At 53.5% G+C, this 17391-nt stretch carries 14 protein-coding genes and 1 tRNA gene; 8 read left to right on the forward strand and 7 right to left on the reverse strand.

Annotated elements, in window-relative coordinates; translation table 11 throughout:
- The first annotated feature begins 73 nt into the window (after window positions 1-73).
- The 4 genes from cutA to HF675_RS21950 all read left to right on the forward strand — a co-directional run bounded on the left by cutA (window position 74) and on the right by HF675_RS21950 (window position 2941).
- Window positions 74-397: a divalent cation tolerance protein CutA gene (gene cutA, locus HF675_RS21935; RefSeq protein WP_105229456.1), complete on the forward strand. Its 324-nt coding sequence runs from the start codon at window positions 74-76 to the stop codon at window positions 395-397.
- The gene (locus tag HF675_RS21940) at window positions 373-2085 is read left to right on the forward strand and encodes a protein-disulfide reductase DsbD (protein ID WP_111737876.1); all 1713 of its coding nucleotides are present in this window, start codon (window positions 373-375) and stop codon (window positions 2083-2085) included. Before cutA ends, HF675_RS21940 begins: the two co-directional genes overlap by 25 nt.
- A 42-nt stretch (window positions 2086-2127) precedes the next feature.
- On the forward strand, window positions 2128-2703 hold the full coding sequence (locus HF675_RS21945) for a transcriptional regulator (protein WP_111737877.1): 576 nt from the start codon (window positions 2128-2130) through the stop codon (window positions 2701-2703).
- Between the two features lie 162 nt (window positions 2704-2865).
- Window positions 2866-2941, forward strand: a tRNA-Phe gene (locus HF675_RS21950).
- Between the two features lie 61 nt (window positions 2942-3002).
- On the opposite strand, the gene HF675_RS21955 is transcribed toward HF675_RS21950, so the two are convergent.
- Genes HF675_RS21955 through HF675_RS21970 form a run of 4 tightly spaced genes read right to left on the reverse strand, consistent with a single transcriptional unit; the run spans window position 3003 to window position 7749 of the window.
- Entirely contained in the window at window positions 3003-4142 is a 1140-nt protein-coding gene (locus HF675_RS21955; RefSeq protein ID WP_255427311.1) for an ABC transporter permease, read from the reverse strand.
- The gene (locus tag HF675_RS21960; RefSeq protein ID WP_105229452.1) at window positions 4123-5046 is read right to left on the reverse strand and encodes an ABC transporter ATP-binding protein; all 924 of its coding nucleotides are present in this window, start codon (window positions 5044-5046) and stop codon (window positions 4123-4125) included. Before HF675_RS21960 ends, HF675_RS21955 begins: the two co-directional genes overlap by 20 nt.
- The gene (locus HF675_RS21965; RefSeq protein WP_105229451.1) at window positions 5039-6004 is read right to left on the reverse strand and encodes an HlyD family secretion protein; all 966 of its coding nucleotides are present in this window, start codon (window positions 6002-6004) and stop codon (window positions 5039-5041) included. Before HF675_RS21965 ends, HF675_RS21960 begins: the two co-directional genes overlap by 8 nt.
- 53 nt (window positions 6005-6057) lie before the next feature.
- A complete protein-coding gene (locus HF675_RS21970) occupies window positions 6058-7749 on the reverse strand; it encodes a lysophospholipid acyltransferase family protein (protein ID WP_187043789.1) in 1692 nt (563 codons plus the stop codon).
- Between the two features lie 432 nt (window positions 7750-8181).
- Here HF675_RS21970 and HF675_RS21975 point away from each other — a divergent pair, with 432 nt between their 5' ends.
- Entirely contained in the window at window positions 8182-8415 is a 234-nt protein-coding gene (locus HF675_RS21975) for a hypothetical protein (protein WP_105229449.1), read from the forward strand.
- Window positions 8416-8523: 108 nt separating this feature from the next.
- Here HF675_RS21975 and HF675_RS21980 read toward each other — a convergent pair whose 3' ends face one another.
- The 3 genes from HF675_RS21980 to gltP form a co-directional block, all read right to left on the reverse strand.
- Window positions 8524-9996, reverse strand: coding sequence for a SulP family inorganic anion transporter (locus HF675_RS21980; RefSeq protein ID WP_105229448.1), 1473 nt, complete (start codon window positions 9994-9996; stop codon window positions 8524-8526).
- Window positions 9974-10621, reverse strand: a complete 648-nt coding sequence (locus tag HF675_RS21985) for a carbonic anhydrase (RefSeq protein ID WP_105229447.1) — start codon at window positions 10619-10621, stop codon at window positions 9974-9976. Before HF675_RS21985 ends, HF675_RS21980 begins: the two co-directional genes overlap by 23 nt.
- A 383-nt stretch (window positions 10622-11004) precedes the next feature.
- Window positions 11005-12321 carry a glutamate/aspartate:proton symporter GltP gene (gene gltP / locus HF675_RS21990; RefSeq protein WP_105229446.1) on the reverse strand — a complete coding sequence of 439 codons (1317 nt, stop codon included), beginning with the start codon at window positions 12319-12321 and terminating at the stop codon, window positions 11005-11007.
- 884 nt (window positions 12322-13205) lie between these two features.
- On the opposite strand from gltP, the gene acs reads away from it, so the two are divergent.
- From acs to actP, 3 genes are all read left to right on the forward strand, one after another.
- Window positions 13206-15164: an acetate--CoA ligase gene (acs, locus tag HF675_RS21995; protein ID WP_187043790.1), complete on the forward strand. Its 1959-nt coding sequence runs from the start codon at window positions 13206-13208 to the stop codon at window positions 15162-15164.
- Between the two features lie 193 nt (window positions 15165-15357).
- Entirely contained in the window at window positions 15358-15669 is a 312-nt protein-coding gene (locus tag HF675_RS22000) for a DUF485 domain-containing protein (RefSeq protein WP_015344244.1), read from the forward strand.
- On the forward strand, window positions 15666-17315 hold the full coding sequence (gene actP, locus HF675_RS22005; RefSeq protein ID WP_187043791.1) for a cation/acetate symporter ActP: 1650 nt from the start codon (window positions 15666-15668) through the stop codon (window positions 17313-17315). The genes HF675_RS22000 and actP overlap by 4 nt, the downstream gene beginning before the upstream one ends.
- Window positions 17316-17391: the final 76 nt, after the last annotated feature.

Here is a 17391-nt window from a genome sequence, read left to right on the forward strand (position 1 = left end):
TAAACTCGCCTTCTAGCCGCCAGGCCTTCAGGGTATAGTGCTCTGCAGAGAATCGGGTTGAGAGGGAGTCAAGATGTCTGATTGCGAAGCCGTCGTCATACTTTGTACCGCACCGGATGAGGCCAGCGCTCAGGAGCTGGCGGCCCGCGTGCTGGGTGAAAAGCTGGCCGCCTGCGCCACGCTGCTGCCCGGCGCGTCATCGCTGTATTACTGGGAAGGGAAACTGGAACAGGAGTACGAAGTCCAGATGCTGTTCAAAAGCAATCGCCAGCATCAACACGCCCTGCTCAGCTATCTGAAACAACATCACCCGTACCAGACGCCCGAGCTGCTGGTACTGCCGGTGATGGCCGGAGATAAAGACTATTTGTTATGGATCAACGCATCATTAAACTGATTTTCCTGCTGTGCAGCCTGTTCTTCCTGCCGCAGACGGTGCAGGCCTCGCTGTTCAGCAACGGCGGCGGCAGCCAGTTTGTGCCGGTCGATCGGGCATTTGCCTTCGACTTCCAGCAAAAGGGCCAGCAACTGACGCTGAACTGGCAGATCCGCCCCGGCTATTATCTGTATCGCCAGCAAATAAAACTGGTGCCGCAGCAGGCGCAGCTGGCCGACTTCAGCCTGCCGAAAGGGATAAGCCATAAAGACGAATTCTTCGGCGAGACCGAGATTTATCAACAGCAGTTGCAGCTGCCGCTGACGCTGCGGCAGGCCTCGGCGAACGCCAGCCTGAGCGTCACCTATCAGGGCTGCGCCGCCGCCGGTTTCTGCTACCCGCCGGAAACCCGTGTGATTCCGCTGGACGCCGTGGCGGCGTCATCCCCGCCAACGCCGGCCAGCGCGACGCCGGCAACGCCCGCTCCCACCAGCCTGCCGTTTTCACCGCTGTGGGCGCTGCTGATCGGTATCGGCATCGCATTTACCCCCTGCGTCCTGCCGATGTACCCGCTGATTTCCGGCATTATCCTCGGCCGGGAGCGACCGCACAGCAGCGGGCGCATCCTGCTGCTGGCGGTGGTGTATGTGCAGGGTATGGCGCTGACCTACACGCTGCTGGGCCTGGTGGTGGCCGCCGCTGGCCTGCAGTTCCAGGCGGCGCTGCAGCATCCGTACGTGCTGATTGGCCTCTCCGCGCTGTTTATCGCCCTCGCGCTGTCGATGTTTGGCTGCTATTCGCTGCAGCTGCCTTCCTCACTGCAGACGCGGCTGGCCAACTGGAGCAACACTCAGCGCGGCGGCTCGCTGTTCGGCGTCTTTGTGATGGGCGCGCTGGCCGGGCTGATCTGTTCGCCTTGCACCACCGCACCGCTCAGCGCCATCCTGCTGTATATCGCGCAAAGCGGCAATATGTGGGCCGGCGGCGGCACGCTGTACCTGTACGCGCTGGGAATGGGCATTCCGCTGATTATCGTCACGCTGTTCGGCAACCGACTGCTGCCGCGCAGCGGGCCGTGGATGCAGTACGTGAAAGAGGCCTTCGGCTTTGTCATCCTGGCCCTGCCGGTGTTCCTGCTGGAGCGGGTGATCGGCGATCTGTGGGGGCTGCGCCTGTGGAGCCTGCTCGGCCTGGCGTTCTTCGGCTGGGCCTTCGCGCTGAGTTTGAAAAGCTCACGCGGCTGGACCCGCGCGCTGCAGCTACTGTTGCTGGCCGCAGCGGTGATCGCCGCCCGCCCGCTACAGGACTGGGCGTTTGGCCCCGGCGCCGCGCAGCAGGCCGTCCAGCCGCACCTGGCGTTCACCCGCATCAGCAACGTAGAACAGTTGAATCAGGCGCTGCGGCAGGCGCAGGGTAAGCCGGTGATGCTGGATCTGTACGCCGACTGGTGCGTCGCCTGCAAAGAGTTTGAGAAGTACACCTTCAGCGACGCCGGCGTGCAGGCCAGCCTGGCCGACACGGTGCTGCTGCAGGCTGACGTCACCGCCAACAGCGCCGAACAGGCGGCGCTGCTGAAACATCTACAGGTCTTGGGATTGCCCACCATTTTGTTCTTTGACCGTAACGGCCATGAGCAAACGGCCAATCGCGTTACCGGTTTTATGAATGCCCAGACGTTTAACGCACATTTGCAGAAAACTGTGCAGTAAACGACACTGAGGTGCAGAAGCAGAATTTGGAGGGGAACACAGGTGCAACGCGAACATGTTCTTGATACCGCGCTGGGGTTGCTGGAACAGCAAGGTCTGGCGAACACCACGCTGGAAATGCTGGCAGAGAAGCTCGACGTACAACCTGCTGATTTCAAGCCCTACTGGCCGGATGCGGAAGCCTTGTTGTATGACTGCCTGCGCCATCACGGGCAGCAGATCGACGCCTGGCGCCGGCAATTGCTGCTGGATGAGACGCTGACGCCGCAGCAAAAACTGCTGGCGCGCTATGACGTGCTGGCGGAATACGTACAGAACGGTCGCTATCCCGGCTGCCTGTTTATTGCCGCCTGCAGCTTCTTCCCGGAGGATGACCATCCGATCCACCAGCTCGCAGAGCAGCAGAAGATGAGCTCGCTGGCGCTGACCCGCGACCTGCTGCGGGAAATGGACGCCGACGACGCCGATATGGTGGCCCAGCAGATGGAGCTGATTCAGGAAGGCTGCCTGAGCAAATTGCTGATCAAACGACAGCTTCAGGATGTTTCCGTCGCCAAACGCCTGGCGGAAGACATTCTGCAGGTGGCCCAGTGCCGCAAACACGGTGCCTTGGGCTAGGTGATTACAGCGCTATCCGGCCATATAACGCGCTGATTATCCTGCTTAAGGATAAACTTCACGCAATCTGAATGAAAAGACAGCAAACGACGCTGTTTTTTTCACGTTTATGTCATAAAGCGATTGACGCCAACCGGGCTTTACGGTTTAATGCAGCCCGTTGCCCGGATAGCTCAGTCGGTAGAGCAGGGGATTGAAAATCCCCGTGTCCTTGGTTCGATTCCGAGTCCGGGCACCATATTCAGAAAAACCCGCCTATGGCGGGTTTTTCGCTTTCTGGAATGGGCTATCCGTTCTCATCAGTCCAGCGTTTTGCGGTAGGTACGCAGGCCGATAAAAATCACCGCCGCCGCCAGCCCCAGCAGCGGCAGAAAATCCGGCAGCAGCTCCGCCAGCGTGTAGCCCTTCAGCATCACCCCTTTGATTAAGCGAATAAAGTAGGTCAGCGGCAGGCATGAACCGATCGCCTGCGCCCAGGCCGGCATGCTGATAAACGGGCTGATAAAGCCGGACAGCAGCACCGAGGGAATAAAGTAGAACGACGACATCTGCAACGCCTGCAGCTGGCTTTGCGCAATGCTGGAAATGGTGATGCCGACCGACAGGCACAGAAAAATATAGACCGTCAGCACCGTCAGGAGTAAAAACACGTTCCCCAGCAGCGGAATATTAAACAGATATACCGCGCACAGCAGGATCATTACCGACTGGAACATGCCGATCAGCACATAAGGCGTGATCTTACCGACGATCACCTCCAGCCCGGTCACCGGCGATACCAGCAGGTTTTCGATCGCACCGCTCTCACGCTCACGGGTGATCGCCAGCGCGGTCATCAGGATCATGGTGGTACTCAGGATCGAGCCGATAATCCCGGGAATAGTATTGTACTGTGTGATCCCCTCCGGGTTGAACATCCGGTGCACCACCAGCTCGAAGTTCTCCGTCCCTTCCCTGCCCCGCAGTGACTCCGGCAGATCGTACTGAAACATATTTTTTGACGCCTGCGCGATGGCACTCAGCGCGTTGCCGCCGGCGATCGGATCAATAGCATCGCTTTGGATCAGCAACTGCGGCTTTTCACCACGCAAAATCTTCTGGCTGAAGTCCGCCGGGATGGTCACGATAAAGATCACATCACCCCGCACAAAAGCCTTTTCCGCCTCCTGCTCCGAGGCTGCCGGCTGCAGGGAGAAATATTGAGTATTCTGTGCTGCACTGATAAACACCTGGCTCAGATGCCCCGAGTCATAGTTCAACAACGCCGCCGGCACATGGCGCGGATCCATATTCACTGCATAGCCCAGAATGATCAGTTGGAACAGCGGCGTCAGGAACACCATGCTGAAACTCACCCGATCCCGGCGCAGTTCATGGATCTCCTTGATCACCCCCCCCAGCCAGCGCGTGAGCGAAAAGTTAATCATTGGTTTTTTCATCGCTACTCTTCATCAGGTAGGTAAACGCATCCTCAAGCTGAGTCGGCACCTGGCACAGTTCATACCCCACCGGCAACCGTGCCGTCAGTAAACCGTGCAGCCGTTCGCCATTGCAGGCGGTAACATACAGCGCATTGCCGAAGATGACCGTCTGCTCGATCTCTGGCAGGGCTTGCAGCCGGCTTTCCAACTCCGTCAATCCCTTGCCGCGCACCTGGATCGTGGTGAGATTTTGCGCCTGGATAATATCTGCGATGGCGCCGCTGGCCAGCAGGGTGCCGTAGGAAAGGTACGCCACTTTATGGCAGCGCTCCGCTTCATCCATATAGTGCGTGCTGACCAGAATGGAGATGCCGGCGTCAGAGAGGTGATGCAGCGTTTGCCAGAACTCGCGCCGCGCCTTGGGATCAACCCCAGCCGTCGGTTCATCCAGAAACAGCAGCTCAGGTTCGTGCAGCATACAGGCGGCCAGCGCCATCCTTTGCTTCCAGCCGCCGGACAGCACCTTCGCCAGCTGATGCTGGCGGGACGCCAGCCCCATCTCCTCCAGTACGCGCTCAATACGCTGCTTACGCCGGTCAAGATTGTGCAGGCGTGCAATAAATAATAAATTTTCCCGAATGGTCAAATTACCCCACATTGAAAAATGCTGGGTCATATAGCCAATGCGCCGCTTAATCGCTTCACGCTGGGTAAATATGTCCATCCCCAGGCAAGAGCCGCTGCCGGAATCCGGCGTGATCAAGCCGCACATCATGCGTATCGAGGTGGTTTTACCGCTGCCGTTCGGCCCCAGAAAGCCGTAAATCTCGCCTTTGCCAATGCGTAAAGAAAAATCCCTCACCGCATGATTGGCGCCAAAGTGTTTATTCAACTTGTGAACATCAATGCACCAGTCATTCATCGTGAACGAGCCTCACCTGCACCGGCTGGCCAATCTTCATCCGCTGCGCCTGAACAAGCTCCGGTCGCGCCTCAGCCATGAACACCAGTTTTTCACGGCGTTTGGTGCTGTAAATCACCGGTGGAGAGTATTCCGCCTGCGGACTGAGATAGTGAACCGTCCCCGCGATCGGCTCTGCGCAGCCGTCACAAAGAATATCGATGCGTGAACCCACATGTAGCGCTCCCAGATCCTTTTCCGGTACAAAGAAACGGACCTTGATATTTTCCGGCGGCAGCAGACTGATAATGGGTTTACCGGCAGCGGGACGCTCGCCGGGGCGATAAATAACGTCATAAACCAATGCCGACTCCGGTGCGACAATCTGGCTTTGCTGCAAATCCCAACGCGCTTTGTCCAGCTGCAGCCTGGCGGATGCCACCCGCGCCGACTGGTTGTTAATCCGCTCTTGCCGCGCCGGTAGCGCCTTGGCACTCAGTTGATGCGACAGCTCATTAACCTGCGCAATCTTCTGTGCATAATCCGCTTCCATCCCCTCCCACTCCGTGGCGGAAATAACATGCTTGGTATAAAGAGGCTGATTTCTTTCCAGTTGACGTTTTGCCAGTTTGGCTGCGGCACGCGCCCGCGTTAACTGTGCACGCACCACGTCCAGCTCCTTATCACGATCGCCAGAACGCAAATCCTGCAACAGGGCGCGTTCAGCCATATAATTCTTCTCTGCAATACGCAGCGCATTATCGGCGTTAAAAGACTCCATGGTAGCCAAGGGTTGTCCCTTCTCGACCCAAGCGCCTTTATTAACCAGAACCTTCTCAATCTTTTCACTGGCGTGATAAGAGAGATAGATAAATTCACCATTGGCATAGCCGGAAAATGCATCGGGCGATGTATCCCTACAGCCCGAGCACAGCAAAGAAAAAATAATAATCAGCACAGCCTTACCAGTAAGGTTCATTGAAGATATTCCTATATACCAAGAGGCAGCGACGTATTTCTCTCGATAAATAATTACGCCGTTTTAATATAGTGGGATTGATAACTTTTCTTCAGCGCCGCCAGTTTGCAAATACTCAAGCCGGCAATAGAATTAAAACTCTGGTCGTCCTTAAACCCAAGCAACATTGAACCGCCAAGGTAAAACCAGCGCGCCATCTGCTTAAATGGCCATGGCAGTTGATAGCCGGCTTCATCCAGTAGCGTATTCAGCCGCTTCCAGTCGGCGCGAAAGTCATCGCCGGAAAACAGCGTACCGGATGTGCTGTTCGGCCAGTTCGCCTCTCCCGCCATTAAGCCGGCCTGATGCGGCGCGGAGAAATAGCATTGGTAGAAATCAATAATCAATCGCTGCGCTGAAACAGAATAGTTTTTGGGAATCGTTAATACCCCCAGCAGATTTTTATAATCAGGATAACGCTGAGAAAAACAGAAAATACCTTTCCATAATGCATCCAGCGCATTGGTTTTTTGATATTGATGCTGAATAAACCCACGCCCGACTTCAAAACTTTCGGCGACGTCAGCCGTTAAGAGGCGGGTATACTGGAAGAGGGAATAGCTATACAGACCTTCTACGCCACGCCTGGCGATCTGCTCGCCTGCCGGCACAATACGGTAGGCGCCAACAATTTCCAATGCCTGCGGATCCCAGAGTATCACATGGTAATAGTCCGGATCGTAAACGTCATTATCGCGCTTTTCCCCGGATCCCATCGCCAAGGCGCGGAATGAGGCTTCACGCAGCCGGCCCAGCTCCTGTAAAATTGGCGAATACGCCTCGTCCTGATAACGATACAGGTATATCCGTTTACCATCACCAAGCGTTTTCAACACTTCACACCGACTCAGTGCATTAGCCAGCAGGCTTCTCGATTCCGGAGCGGCAAGCGCCGGCAATGTAGGCACCACTCCCGGTTTCCCCTTACCGACGCTCAAAAGATGAGCCCGGCAATCGGCAGCCAACGTCTCCAGCGCTTCATCCGTCTTTAGGGCTGAAACGCCGATTGGCTGACAAATCCTCATACGTAGCGTACTGCCCTGATGTCGGGCTATTTCACGGAAAATCATTAGATTAGACAAGGGACGCCAGGCAAGCGCTGCCATGTAATACCAAACGCTGTTGATGCCGCGAATATGCACAGGCAACAGCGTCGCCCGGGTACGACGCGCCAGGTGAATGAACCCCGGATGCCATGGCGACTCCCGCAGCCCGCCCAGCGACAGGCCGGCTAATCGCCCTGCCGGGCAGATCAGCAGAACGCCCCCTTTTTCCAGGTGGTCGCTCATCTCTTTAAATTGCCTATGGCTCATCTTACCGTGCATATTTCTGATGCCGATCGAGATATCTTTTATTTGCGGAAACAAAAAGGTTAATACATGGTTAGCAATTATCTTCACATCTTTACGCACACGTGAAATCGTGCTCATTAACGCCAACCCATCGATAACCGTAGGATGATTGGCAATCACAATCAGCGGCCCCTGGCTGGGGATATTATCGTAATCGCCACCGTGTGCCTCAAAGCGCAACTGCAGGGTATCGACTACCGAATCAACCCAATCAAGCCCTTGCTTTCCTTTGGCTTTTTGTAATACTGGCGCAATCTTTTCTTCGCCGAACACCCATTTAATTAACCTACGCCGGCGAGGAGACATATCCTGCCCCGGGAAAAACTCCTCAATAACCCTGCCAATTGTATCCATACAAGCACCTTCGATTATCCAAGCTGATTTGCAGTTCCACTAAAAAAACCAACAAAATCATCCTGCTAATTAAAATTAATTCACAGGAAAATATATTTTCGATATAAACATAACCACGAATTATAAAAATCGAATCGTCAACACCAAACCATCATCTAACGTGATAATTATATAAAATATAACCGGGAGGGCGTTTTAAAGTCCAGAAATAAATAAATATCACCGTCTCCATCAACCACAAGGAATAAGGATATTTCCGACCATACATCAGGAATCATCATAAAATACCATGTGCAGGGTGTTTTATGTTGATTTTAATTACAGCTTGGATAAAAGTAGTCATCGAAATATCTTGTCCGGCCAATTTAACTTGGGCGCCATTTATTTCTTCACGTTGAAAAAACAAACCTGTCATATAAAAGGATGATGATTATGAGAGAATTAAATAAAGTCGAATTACAGGACGTTTCTGGCGCAGGTCCAATTGCTGATGCAGCAAAAGCATTGGGCAACGGCATCGGTGCACTGATCGAAAACTTTGGCATCAAAGGCGCTAAAGACGCAGCTGCCAACCTGGGCAACGGCATCGGTGAAGTTATCGAAGCTGGTCTGTCCGTACTGGGCGGCATCTTCGGCGGCATCTTTGGCCGTCGTCCAGCCAAATAAGCTGAACGATAAGCAAACCCCAGGCTGCGCAAAACGCAGCCTGGGGTTTTCTGTTTACGGCGTAATCAGCAAAGTGTGATGAATATGCTCCTCACGCCATTATCTCACCTACACCGGCCAGCGGTTCAGCGTGATGCCGCGCGTTGCCGCACTCGCACCGAAGTCCGCCAGCATGGCACGTACGTCAGGATCGATATATTCTGCATTGTCGCATTCCGCAATCACCACGCAGTTATCAGGAATCTGCGCCAATACGCTCTGCAGCCGCGGATTATGCAGGAAGGTCAGATTCTGATGAAAACGCACCACATAGTGATCGTCATACTGCGCCAGCTGCAGCGCATTGTGATGGCTTTTGTAGGTGCTGCACAGAACCTGCGCCATCAGACCAATTGCGATCCCCGCCAGCATGCCGAAGATAATAATCCCGCCAACGGTGACGATAAACGGTACGAAGTGCGCCAGTCCCATACGCCACTGTACGGCAAACAACGCCGGAGAAGCCAGTTTATAGCCGGTATACAGCAGTACCGCCGCCAGGCTTGCTAACGGAATGACGTTCAACAAATCGCTGAAGAACACACCGCACAACAGCAACAGAACCCCGTGCAGTAAAATAGAAACTTTACTGCGTGCTCCTGCATTTACGTTGACCGAACTCCGCACGATAACGGCGGTGATGGGCAAACCGCCCAAAAATCCGCTCAGCATGTTACCGACACCCTGCGCGCGCATTTCTTTATCCGGCGATGGTGCTGGTGTCTGCGATTTAAGCTTTTTCAACGCTTCCTGACTGAGCAAGGTTTCCAGGCTGGCCACCAACGCTAACGTCACCGCGATCACATAAACGGCAGGGTTACTCCATGCCCCCTGCCAGTCCGGCCGGCTGAACTGCGCGCCCAATTCGTCAACGCTGTCGAATTGGGGTAAGGCAATGCGTGAGATATTGCCCATAAACTCCGGCATCAGGCGTTCGCCGAATACCACGGCCAAACCGCCCCACAGTACCGCCACCAACGGCCCGGGGATATACGTCATCACTTTTATGCGCTTCACCGGCGCCGTCGTCCAGGCCCAAAGAATAAACAGTGCACCCAACGCGACCACGACCGAAGCCGGCGACAACATCTGACCTGCGGCGCTAAACAGCCCTGACAGGCCCTCTTCGCCCTGATAACCCAGCGCGACCGGTATCTGTTGCATAATCAGCAACAGGCCAATCGCCGCCAGCATGCCCTGGATAACCGTCCCGGGCACCAATGAAATAAAGCGTCCGGCACGCAACAAACCGAAAATAAGCTGCAGTACCCCCGCCATAATCAGCGCGACCAGCAGCAAAGAAAATGATCCGAGCGTTTCCATCGCCCCGACGACGATGGTTACCAATCCGGCGGCCGGCCCGCTAACCGCATAACGCGACGGGCTAAGTAATGTGACCACCAGACCGCCAATCACACCGGTCAGCAGTCCGACAAACGGCGGCACGCCACTCGCCTGAGCAATGCCCAGACTGAGCGGTAAAGCCACCAAAAACACGACGATCCCTGCGGGAATATCATTACGCAGAGTGCTTAAGCTCATTATGCACCTCCGCACTGTCCTGATGAATCAGCTCCTTCAGATGCCCGTCATGCAAATCGTAAACGCAGCCGAATACATCCAGAGTGCGGCCCTGTTGCCAGACCTGTTGCACCGGCTGGCAGTCGACAAGATGAGCAAACTGGGTCACCACGTGCGCGTCGATCACGCGATTCAAGCGCTGCGTCTCATCCTCTTCACTCTGCTGATACTGCGGCAGTTCGCTCGCCAGCGACTGACGCAAATTTTTCAGACGCCTTGCTAACGCGCTGTTCTCCTGCGACAACGGCAGATCGGGCAGATTAACTGCGGCCTGCACGCCGCCACAACCATAGTGGCCGCACAGCACGATTGCGGAGACATGCAGATAGTCCAACGCGTACTGCAATACGCTCATCAGGCTATCGTCATCCTGTAAAACCATATTGGCGATATTACGGTGTACAAACAGCTCACCCGGGTGTGCGCCGGTCAGCACCTCCGCCGGAACCCGGCTATCGGAACAACCTATCCACAGCGCATGTGGCTGCTGACCGGCGATATGCTTACGGAAATAATGAGGATTGCGCTGGCGCTGTTGCAACGCCCAGCTGCGATTCCTGGCTATTAGGGGTTTGAGTATTGTCACAGCATGCTTCTCTCTGTTGGGGACAAACAGGCTTTCACCTACCCGCCCAGGGCCAATAACATAAAAAAAACTTATGATGTCGATAAAGGCTTGAAGCTAATACATGACATTTTCATGTCATGCAGGATCGTTCCTAAAGAAGGAAAACCCTTTATTAAAAATAGAGGCAGCGAGGATTAAGGCAAGTAAAAAAAGGTGGGAACTTTTAACAATCGTTACTAATCACAATGATTTTTAACAATAAAAAAATGATACCGTAGTATTAAAAAACTAAAGTAAGTGCTTACTGAAGAAACTTTACACTCAAAGGGCAATCGCTGGCATCACATCACAAAAAAAGCCCGCCAATGGCGGGCTTTTTTAATAATTAGCGAGAGGCAATATTAAGATTGTCTTGCTGTTTTTACTTTGCCCGCAAGGAATTCCTTCTCATAGGCCAGCGCTTTACTGCTGTCGAACTGGCGCTCCCACTTGGAGACGACCAGCACAGCCAACGCGTTGCCGACAACGTTCAACGCCGTACGCGCCATATCCAGGATGCGGTCGACGCCAGCGATAAAGGCCAGCCCTTCCAGCGGAATCCCCACGCTACCCAGCGTTGCCAGCAGCACAACGAAGGAAACGCCCGGTACGCCGGCAATACCTTTTGACGTCACCATCAGCGTCAACACCAACACGATTTCCTGACCGATTGACAGTTCAATACCGTAGAGCTGGGCAATAAAGATGGCGGCAATGCTCTGGTACAACGTGGAACCATCCAGGTTAAACGAGTACCCGGTCGGCACCACAAAGCTGGTGATCGATTTCGGCGCACCGTAGGCTTCCATTTTTTCAATAATGCGCGGCAGCACCGTTTCCGAACTGGCAGTGGAATAGGCCAGAATAAGCTCGTCTTTCAGGATTCGGATCAGCGTCCAGATGCGCAGTTTGCACATTCGCGCCACCGTTCCGAGCACCACCAGGGCGAAGAAGGCGATGGCCACATACACCAACAGCACCAGCTTGGCGAGCGGCAATAACGAGGCAAAACCAAAGTTTGCGACGGTTACCGCAATCAGGCCAAAGACCCCGACCGGCGCATAACGCATAATCATATGCGTTACTTTGAACATGGTTTCAGAAACCGCTTTAAAGACGTTCAGCAGCGGCTCTTTCGTTTCCTTGGGCAGGGAAGAGAGCCCTAAGCCAAACAGTACCGAGAAGAAGATAATCGGCAGCATGTCGCCTTTTGCCATCGATGCGAATATGTTGGACGGGATCAGCGATAAAATAGTGCTTACCAGGCTGTGAGAGCCGCTCTGTACCTGTTCGGTGGTTTTCTCATACTGGGAGATATCCACGGTAGTCAGCGTTGACATATCGATGCCGTGGCCGGGTTGGAAAACATTCGCCAAGGTCAACCCCACCACAATCGCGATGGTGGTTATCACCTCAAAATAGAGAATGGTTTTCAAACCAATGCGGCCCAATTTCTTCGCATCGCCGACGCCGGCAATACCGACGACTAAGGTAGAAATAACGATTGGCACGACAATCATTTTAATCAGGCTGATAAAAATATTCCCGGCGGGGCTAAGAATATTATTAACAAGCCATTCGCGAGAGTCCGTCTGATTGTGCAGGATCGCTCCAACAACAATCCCTAGCACCAACGCAATCAAGATTTGCCAAGCAAGGCTAATTTTCACACTTCTCATACCCAAAAAAGTCCTCAAAGCATTCCTCTGAAGTATTTTTTACCAACAACTCCAGATGAAATACTTAATCAATTCAATACAGGTTTATGTTAATTTAATGTAACGTTCACTTGCCCTGTCAGTGTTGCGGGTTAAATCTGTACCATCTGAAGCCTATGCTCTGCAAGCCTTGTTTCACCTGCAAAAAGCGCGCCGCTGCAGGAAATGCTAACTTCTCAATAATTTCCATTAACATAATTCGTTGTTATTAAATACATAATTCACTGTGCGTTAAGCTATAAAACAAACAGATCGTTCAATTTATCGGCAATAAGGAAATGCGTGACCCATCACGTAATATGCATATTTAAGCGTATGGTTGGAACTTCCTGAAACTTACACAAACTTACAAATTTTAATACTAAAACAATAAATTACATTTGCCTACATGGCGGATGAATGATTGTCAAAAGAAGGGAATCCTTACAAATACTGGATGTATTTATTGCGTACTTCACGGTGTTTTTTTATTGCGTTACGTTTAACTTTTAAGAAAAAACAATTCATAGATATCATGCCTAATTAATACCGAATAGGAATATTAATAACCACATTATTACGAAACAGTTTTAGCCATGCTAAATGCAATATCTCATGACGTTTTTAACATCCCTTGCTTTATGTTTTTTTGTTCTTTAAATACGGGTTTGTTGTCAAAAACTGTGAACTCCCCCGTAAAGACACATTAACCTCGCAGATCTCCCCGTCAATTCGCCAGTAACTATTACAAATCAATATCTTCGTTGCGTGATCTATCGCGCAAAAAAGGAACAAAGAATCATAGCAAACTATACTTAACCACCAGTTGACATATCATTAACAACTTATAACAAGGAGTAAAAGCTATGAGCCAACTGCACAAACATGCGATTCCTGCCGCAATTGCGGAACATGCCCTGATTAGCCCGGCACAATACCAGCAATACTATCTGCAATCGGTGCAAGACCCGGCGGCCTTCTGGGGAGAACACGGCAAGATTGTTGACTGGATCAAGCCTTATACTCAGGTAAAAAACACCTCTTTCGCGCCGGGGAATATCAGCATCCGCTGGTTTGAAGACGGCACTCTCAACCTGGCAGCCAACTGCCTGGATCGCCATCTGGCCACCCGCGGCGACCAAACCGCCATTATCTGGGAAGGTGACGACCCGAACCAATCCAAGCATGTGACCTATAAGCAACTGCATCACGATGTCTGCCAATTTGCCAACGTGCTCAAAAGTCTGGGGGTGAAGAAAGGCGACGTCGTGGCGATTTATATGCCTATGGTGCCAGAGGCGGCGGTAGCGATGCTGGCCTGCGCTCGTATCGGGGCGGTGCACTCCGTGATCTTTGGCGGCTTCTCACCGGAAGCGGTGGCCGGACGCATTATCGACTCCAACGCCCGCCTGGTGATCACCGCCGATGAAGGCCTGCGCGCCGGCCGTTCCGTTCCCTTGAAAAAGAATGTGGATGACGCACTGAAAAATCCAGGGGTGACCAGCGTCGACAATGTGGTGGTTTTCCAACGTACCGGTAAACCCGGCTACTGGCAGGAAGGCCGCGACCTCTGGTGGCACGAGCTGACCGTCGGGGTCTCTGCAGAGTGTCCGCCGGAAGAGATGAATGCCGAAGATCCGCTGTTTATCCTCTATACCTCCGGTTCGACCGGTAAACCGAAGGGCGTACTGCATACTACCGGCGGCTATCTGGTCTATGCGGCGATGACCTTCAAATACGTCTTCGACTACCATGATGGCGACATTTACTGGTGCACCGCCGACGTCGGTTGGGTTACCGGCCACAGCTATTTACTGTATGGTCCGCTGGCCTGCGGCGCCATTACCCTGATGTTTGAAGGCGTGCCGAATTATCCCGGAGTTAATCGTCTGTCGCAGGTCATCGACAAACATCAGGTTAATATTCTGTATACCGCACCAACGGCGATCCGTGCGCTGATGGCGGAGGGCGACAAAGCGATTGAAGGTACCAAACGCGACTCGCTGCGCATTATGGGCTCGGTGGGCGAACCGATTAACCCGGAAGCCTGGGAGTGGTACTACGAAAAGATTGGCAACGGCCAGTGTCCGATCATGGACACCTGGTGGCAGACCGAAACCGGCGGTTTTATGATCACCCCGCTGCCCGGCGCTACCGAGCTGAAAGCCGGTTCCGCCACGAAGCCGTTCTTCGGCGTACAGCCGGCGCTGGTCGATAATGCCGGTACGCCGCAGGAAGGCGCCTGCGAGGGCAATCTGGTGATGGTCGACTCCTGGCCTGGCCAGGCGCGGACGCTGTTTGGCGATCACGCGCGCTTTGAACAGACCTATTTCTCGACCTTTAAAGAGATGTACTTCAGCGGCGATGGCGCACGACGCGACGAAGACGGCTATTACTGGATTACCGGCCGCGTCGATGATGTGCTGAACGTTTCCGGCCACCGTCTGGGAACGGCAGAAATCGAGTCGGCGCTGGTTGCCCACCCGAAAATCGCTGAAGCCGCAGTGGTCGGTATTCCACATAATATTAAAGGCCAGGCGATTTACGCTTATATCACACTGAATCACGGTGAAGAACCGACGCCGGAGCTCTATACCGAGGTACGCAACTGGGTGCGTAAAGAGATAGGGCCAATCGCCACACCGGATATCCTGCACTGGACCGACTCTCTGCCGAAAACCCGCTCCGGCAAAATCATGCGGCGTATTCTGCGCAAAATAGCCGCCGGCGATACCAGCAATCTGGGTGATACCTCGACGCTGGCAGATCCGGCGGTTGTCGACAAGCTGTTGGAAGAAAAACAATCAATGAAAGTACCGTCGTAATTTTTTGCCGTTCCCGGCCGCCCGGTGCATGTCCGGCCGGCGGCCGCTATCTCCGAAAGTGTTCAGGTTGCAGTCTGCGTCTGAATGAATTACCCGGTATCTGCCTGAAACAAATGCCGGAACAGATGTAGGTATCCTGAAAGGCTGCGGATATAGCGCGGCGTTCGCAATCAATGCCTTTTGGAGACATACAATGAATGACACCATTTACCAGGGAATTGAGCAAAACCCGCGCTTTAAGGAGCTGGTGCGCAAACGTGGCCGTTTCGCCTGGCTACTGTCGTTAATCACGCTGGCGCTATACGTCGGCTTTATCCTACTGATCGCCTTCGCGCCGCAGTGGCTGGGTACCCCCATCGCCGCCGGCTCCACCATCACCCGAGGTATTCCCGTCGGCGTTGGATTGATCGTCATCTCTTTTGTCTTGACCGGTATCTACGTGTTCCGTGCTAACGGCGAGTTTGATCGCCTGACGGCAGAGATTCTGCGTGAGGTGAAACAATGAGATACTTACTTGCCATTGCCGCCCTGCTGCTGCCAACACTGGCCAATGCTGATGCCATCACCGGTGCGGTACAGCGCCAGCCGTTAAATATTCAAGCCATCGTGATGTTTGTCCTGTTCGTCGGTGCGACGCTGTACATCACTTACTGGGCCTCCAAACGCACCCGCTCCCGCCAGGATTACTACACCGCCGGCGGTCGTATCACCGGTTTTCAAAACGGGCTGGCGATCGCCGGTGACTTTATGTCCGCCGCCTCGTTTCTCGGCATTTCCGCATTGGTTTATACCTCCGGCTACGACGGACTGATCTATTCCATTGGTTTTCTGATTGGTTGGCCGATTATCCTATTCCTGATCGCCGAACGGCTACGTAACCTGGGGCGCTATACCTTTGCCGACGTCGCATCGTACCGACTGCAGCAAAAACCGATTCGTCTGCTGTCAGCATGCGGTTCTCTGGTGGTGGTTGCGCTCTATCTGATTGCCCAGATGGTCGGCGCCGGCAAACTGATCGAGCTGCTGTTCGGGCTGAACTACCACGTAGCGGTTATTTTGGTCGGTATTTTGATGGTGATGTACGTTCTGTTTGGCGGGATGTTGGCCACCACCTGGGTACAGATTATCAAAGCCGTTTTGCTACTGGCCGGCGCCAGTTTTATGGCACTGATGGTGATGAAGTCGGTCAATTTTGACTTTAATACGCTGTTTGCCGAAGCCGTGAAGGTGCACCCGAAAGGGGGCAAAATCATGAGCCCCGGCGGGCTGGTCTCCGACCCAATATCCGCACTCTCGCTGGGCCTGGCACTCATGTTCGGTACCGCCGGTCTGCCGCATATCCTGATGCGCTTCTTCACCGTCAGCGATGCTAAAGAAGCACGGAAAAGCGTGTTCTACGCCACCGGCTTTATTGGCTACTTTTATATTCTGACCTTTATTATCGGCTTTGGCGCCATCCTGCTGGTCAGCGCTAACCCTGCCTTTAAAGATGCCACCGGCGCTCTGCTTGGCGGCACCAATATGGCCGCCGTTCACTTAGCCAATGCAGTTGGCGGTAATTTCTTCCTTGGTTTTATCTCTGCCGTCGCGTTCGCCACCATCCTGGCGGTTGTTGCCGGTCTGACATTAGCCGGGGCTTCTGCGGTATCGCACGATCTCTACGCCAGCGTGGTCAAAAACGGCAAGGCGACCGAGAAAGAAGAGCTGCGGGTGTCGAAAATTACCGTGGTACTGCTGGGGATCGTCGCCATTGGCTTGGGGATCCTATTCGAAAAACAAAATATCGCCTTTATGGTCGGGCTGGCCTTCTCCATCGCCGCCAGTTGTAACTTCCCGATCATTATTCTTTCTATGTACTGGTCCCGTCTGACAACCCGCGGCGCCATGATCGGTGGCTGGCTCGGTCTGCTGACTGCGGTGCTTCTGATGATTCTGGGGCCAACGATCTGGGTAGAGATTCTGGGCCATGAGAAGCCTATCTATCCGTACGAATACCCGGCGCTGTTCTCCATGATCGTAGCCTTTATCGGTACCTGGCTGTTCTCCGTCACCGATAGTTCATTGACGGGTCAGCAGGAGCGTGAGCGCTTCCGCTCCCAGTTTGTTCGTTCGCAAACCGGGCTCGGGATTTCCCAGGGAAGTTCTCATTAGTCGGTAATTCAAGGAAGCAAACACCCGTGACTCAAAGGCCCTACTGGGCCTTTTAATGGTCGATAAGAGTAAAATA

Source organism: Serratia sp. JUb9 (assembly GCF_014298095.1).
Classification (GTDB): domain Bacteria; phylum Pseudomonadota; class Gammaproteobacteria; order Enterobacterales; family Enterobacteriaceae; genus Serratia_B; species Serratia_B rhizosphaerae.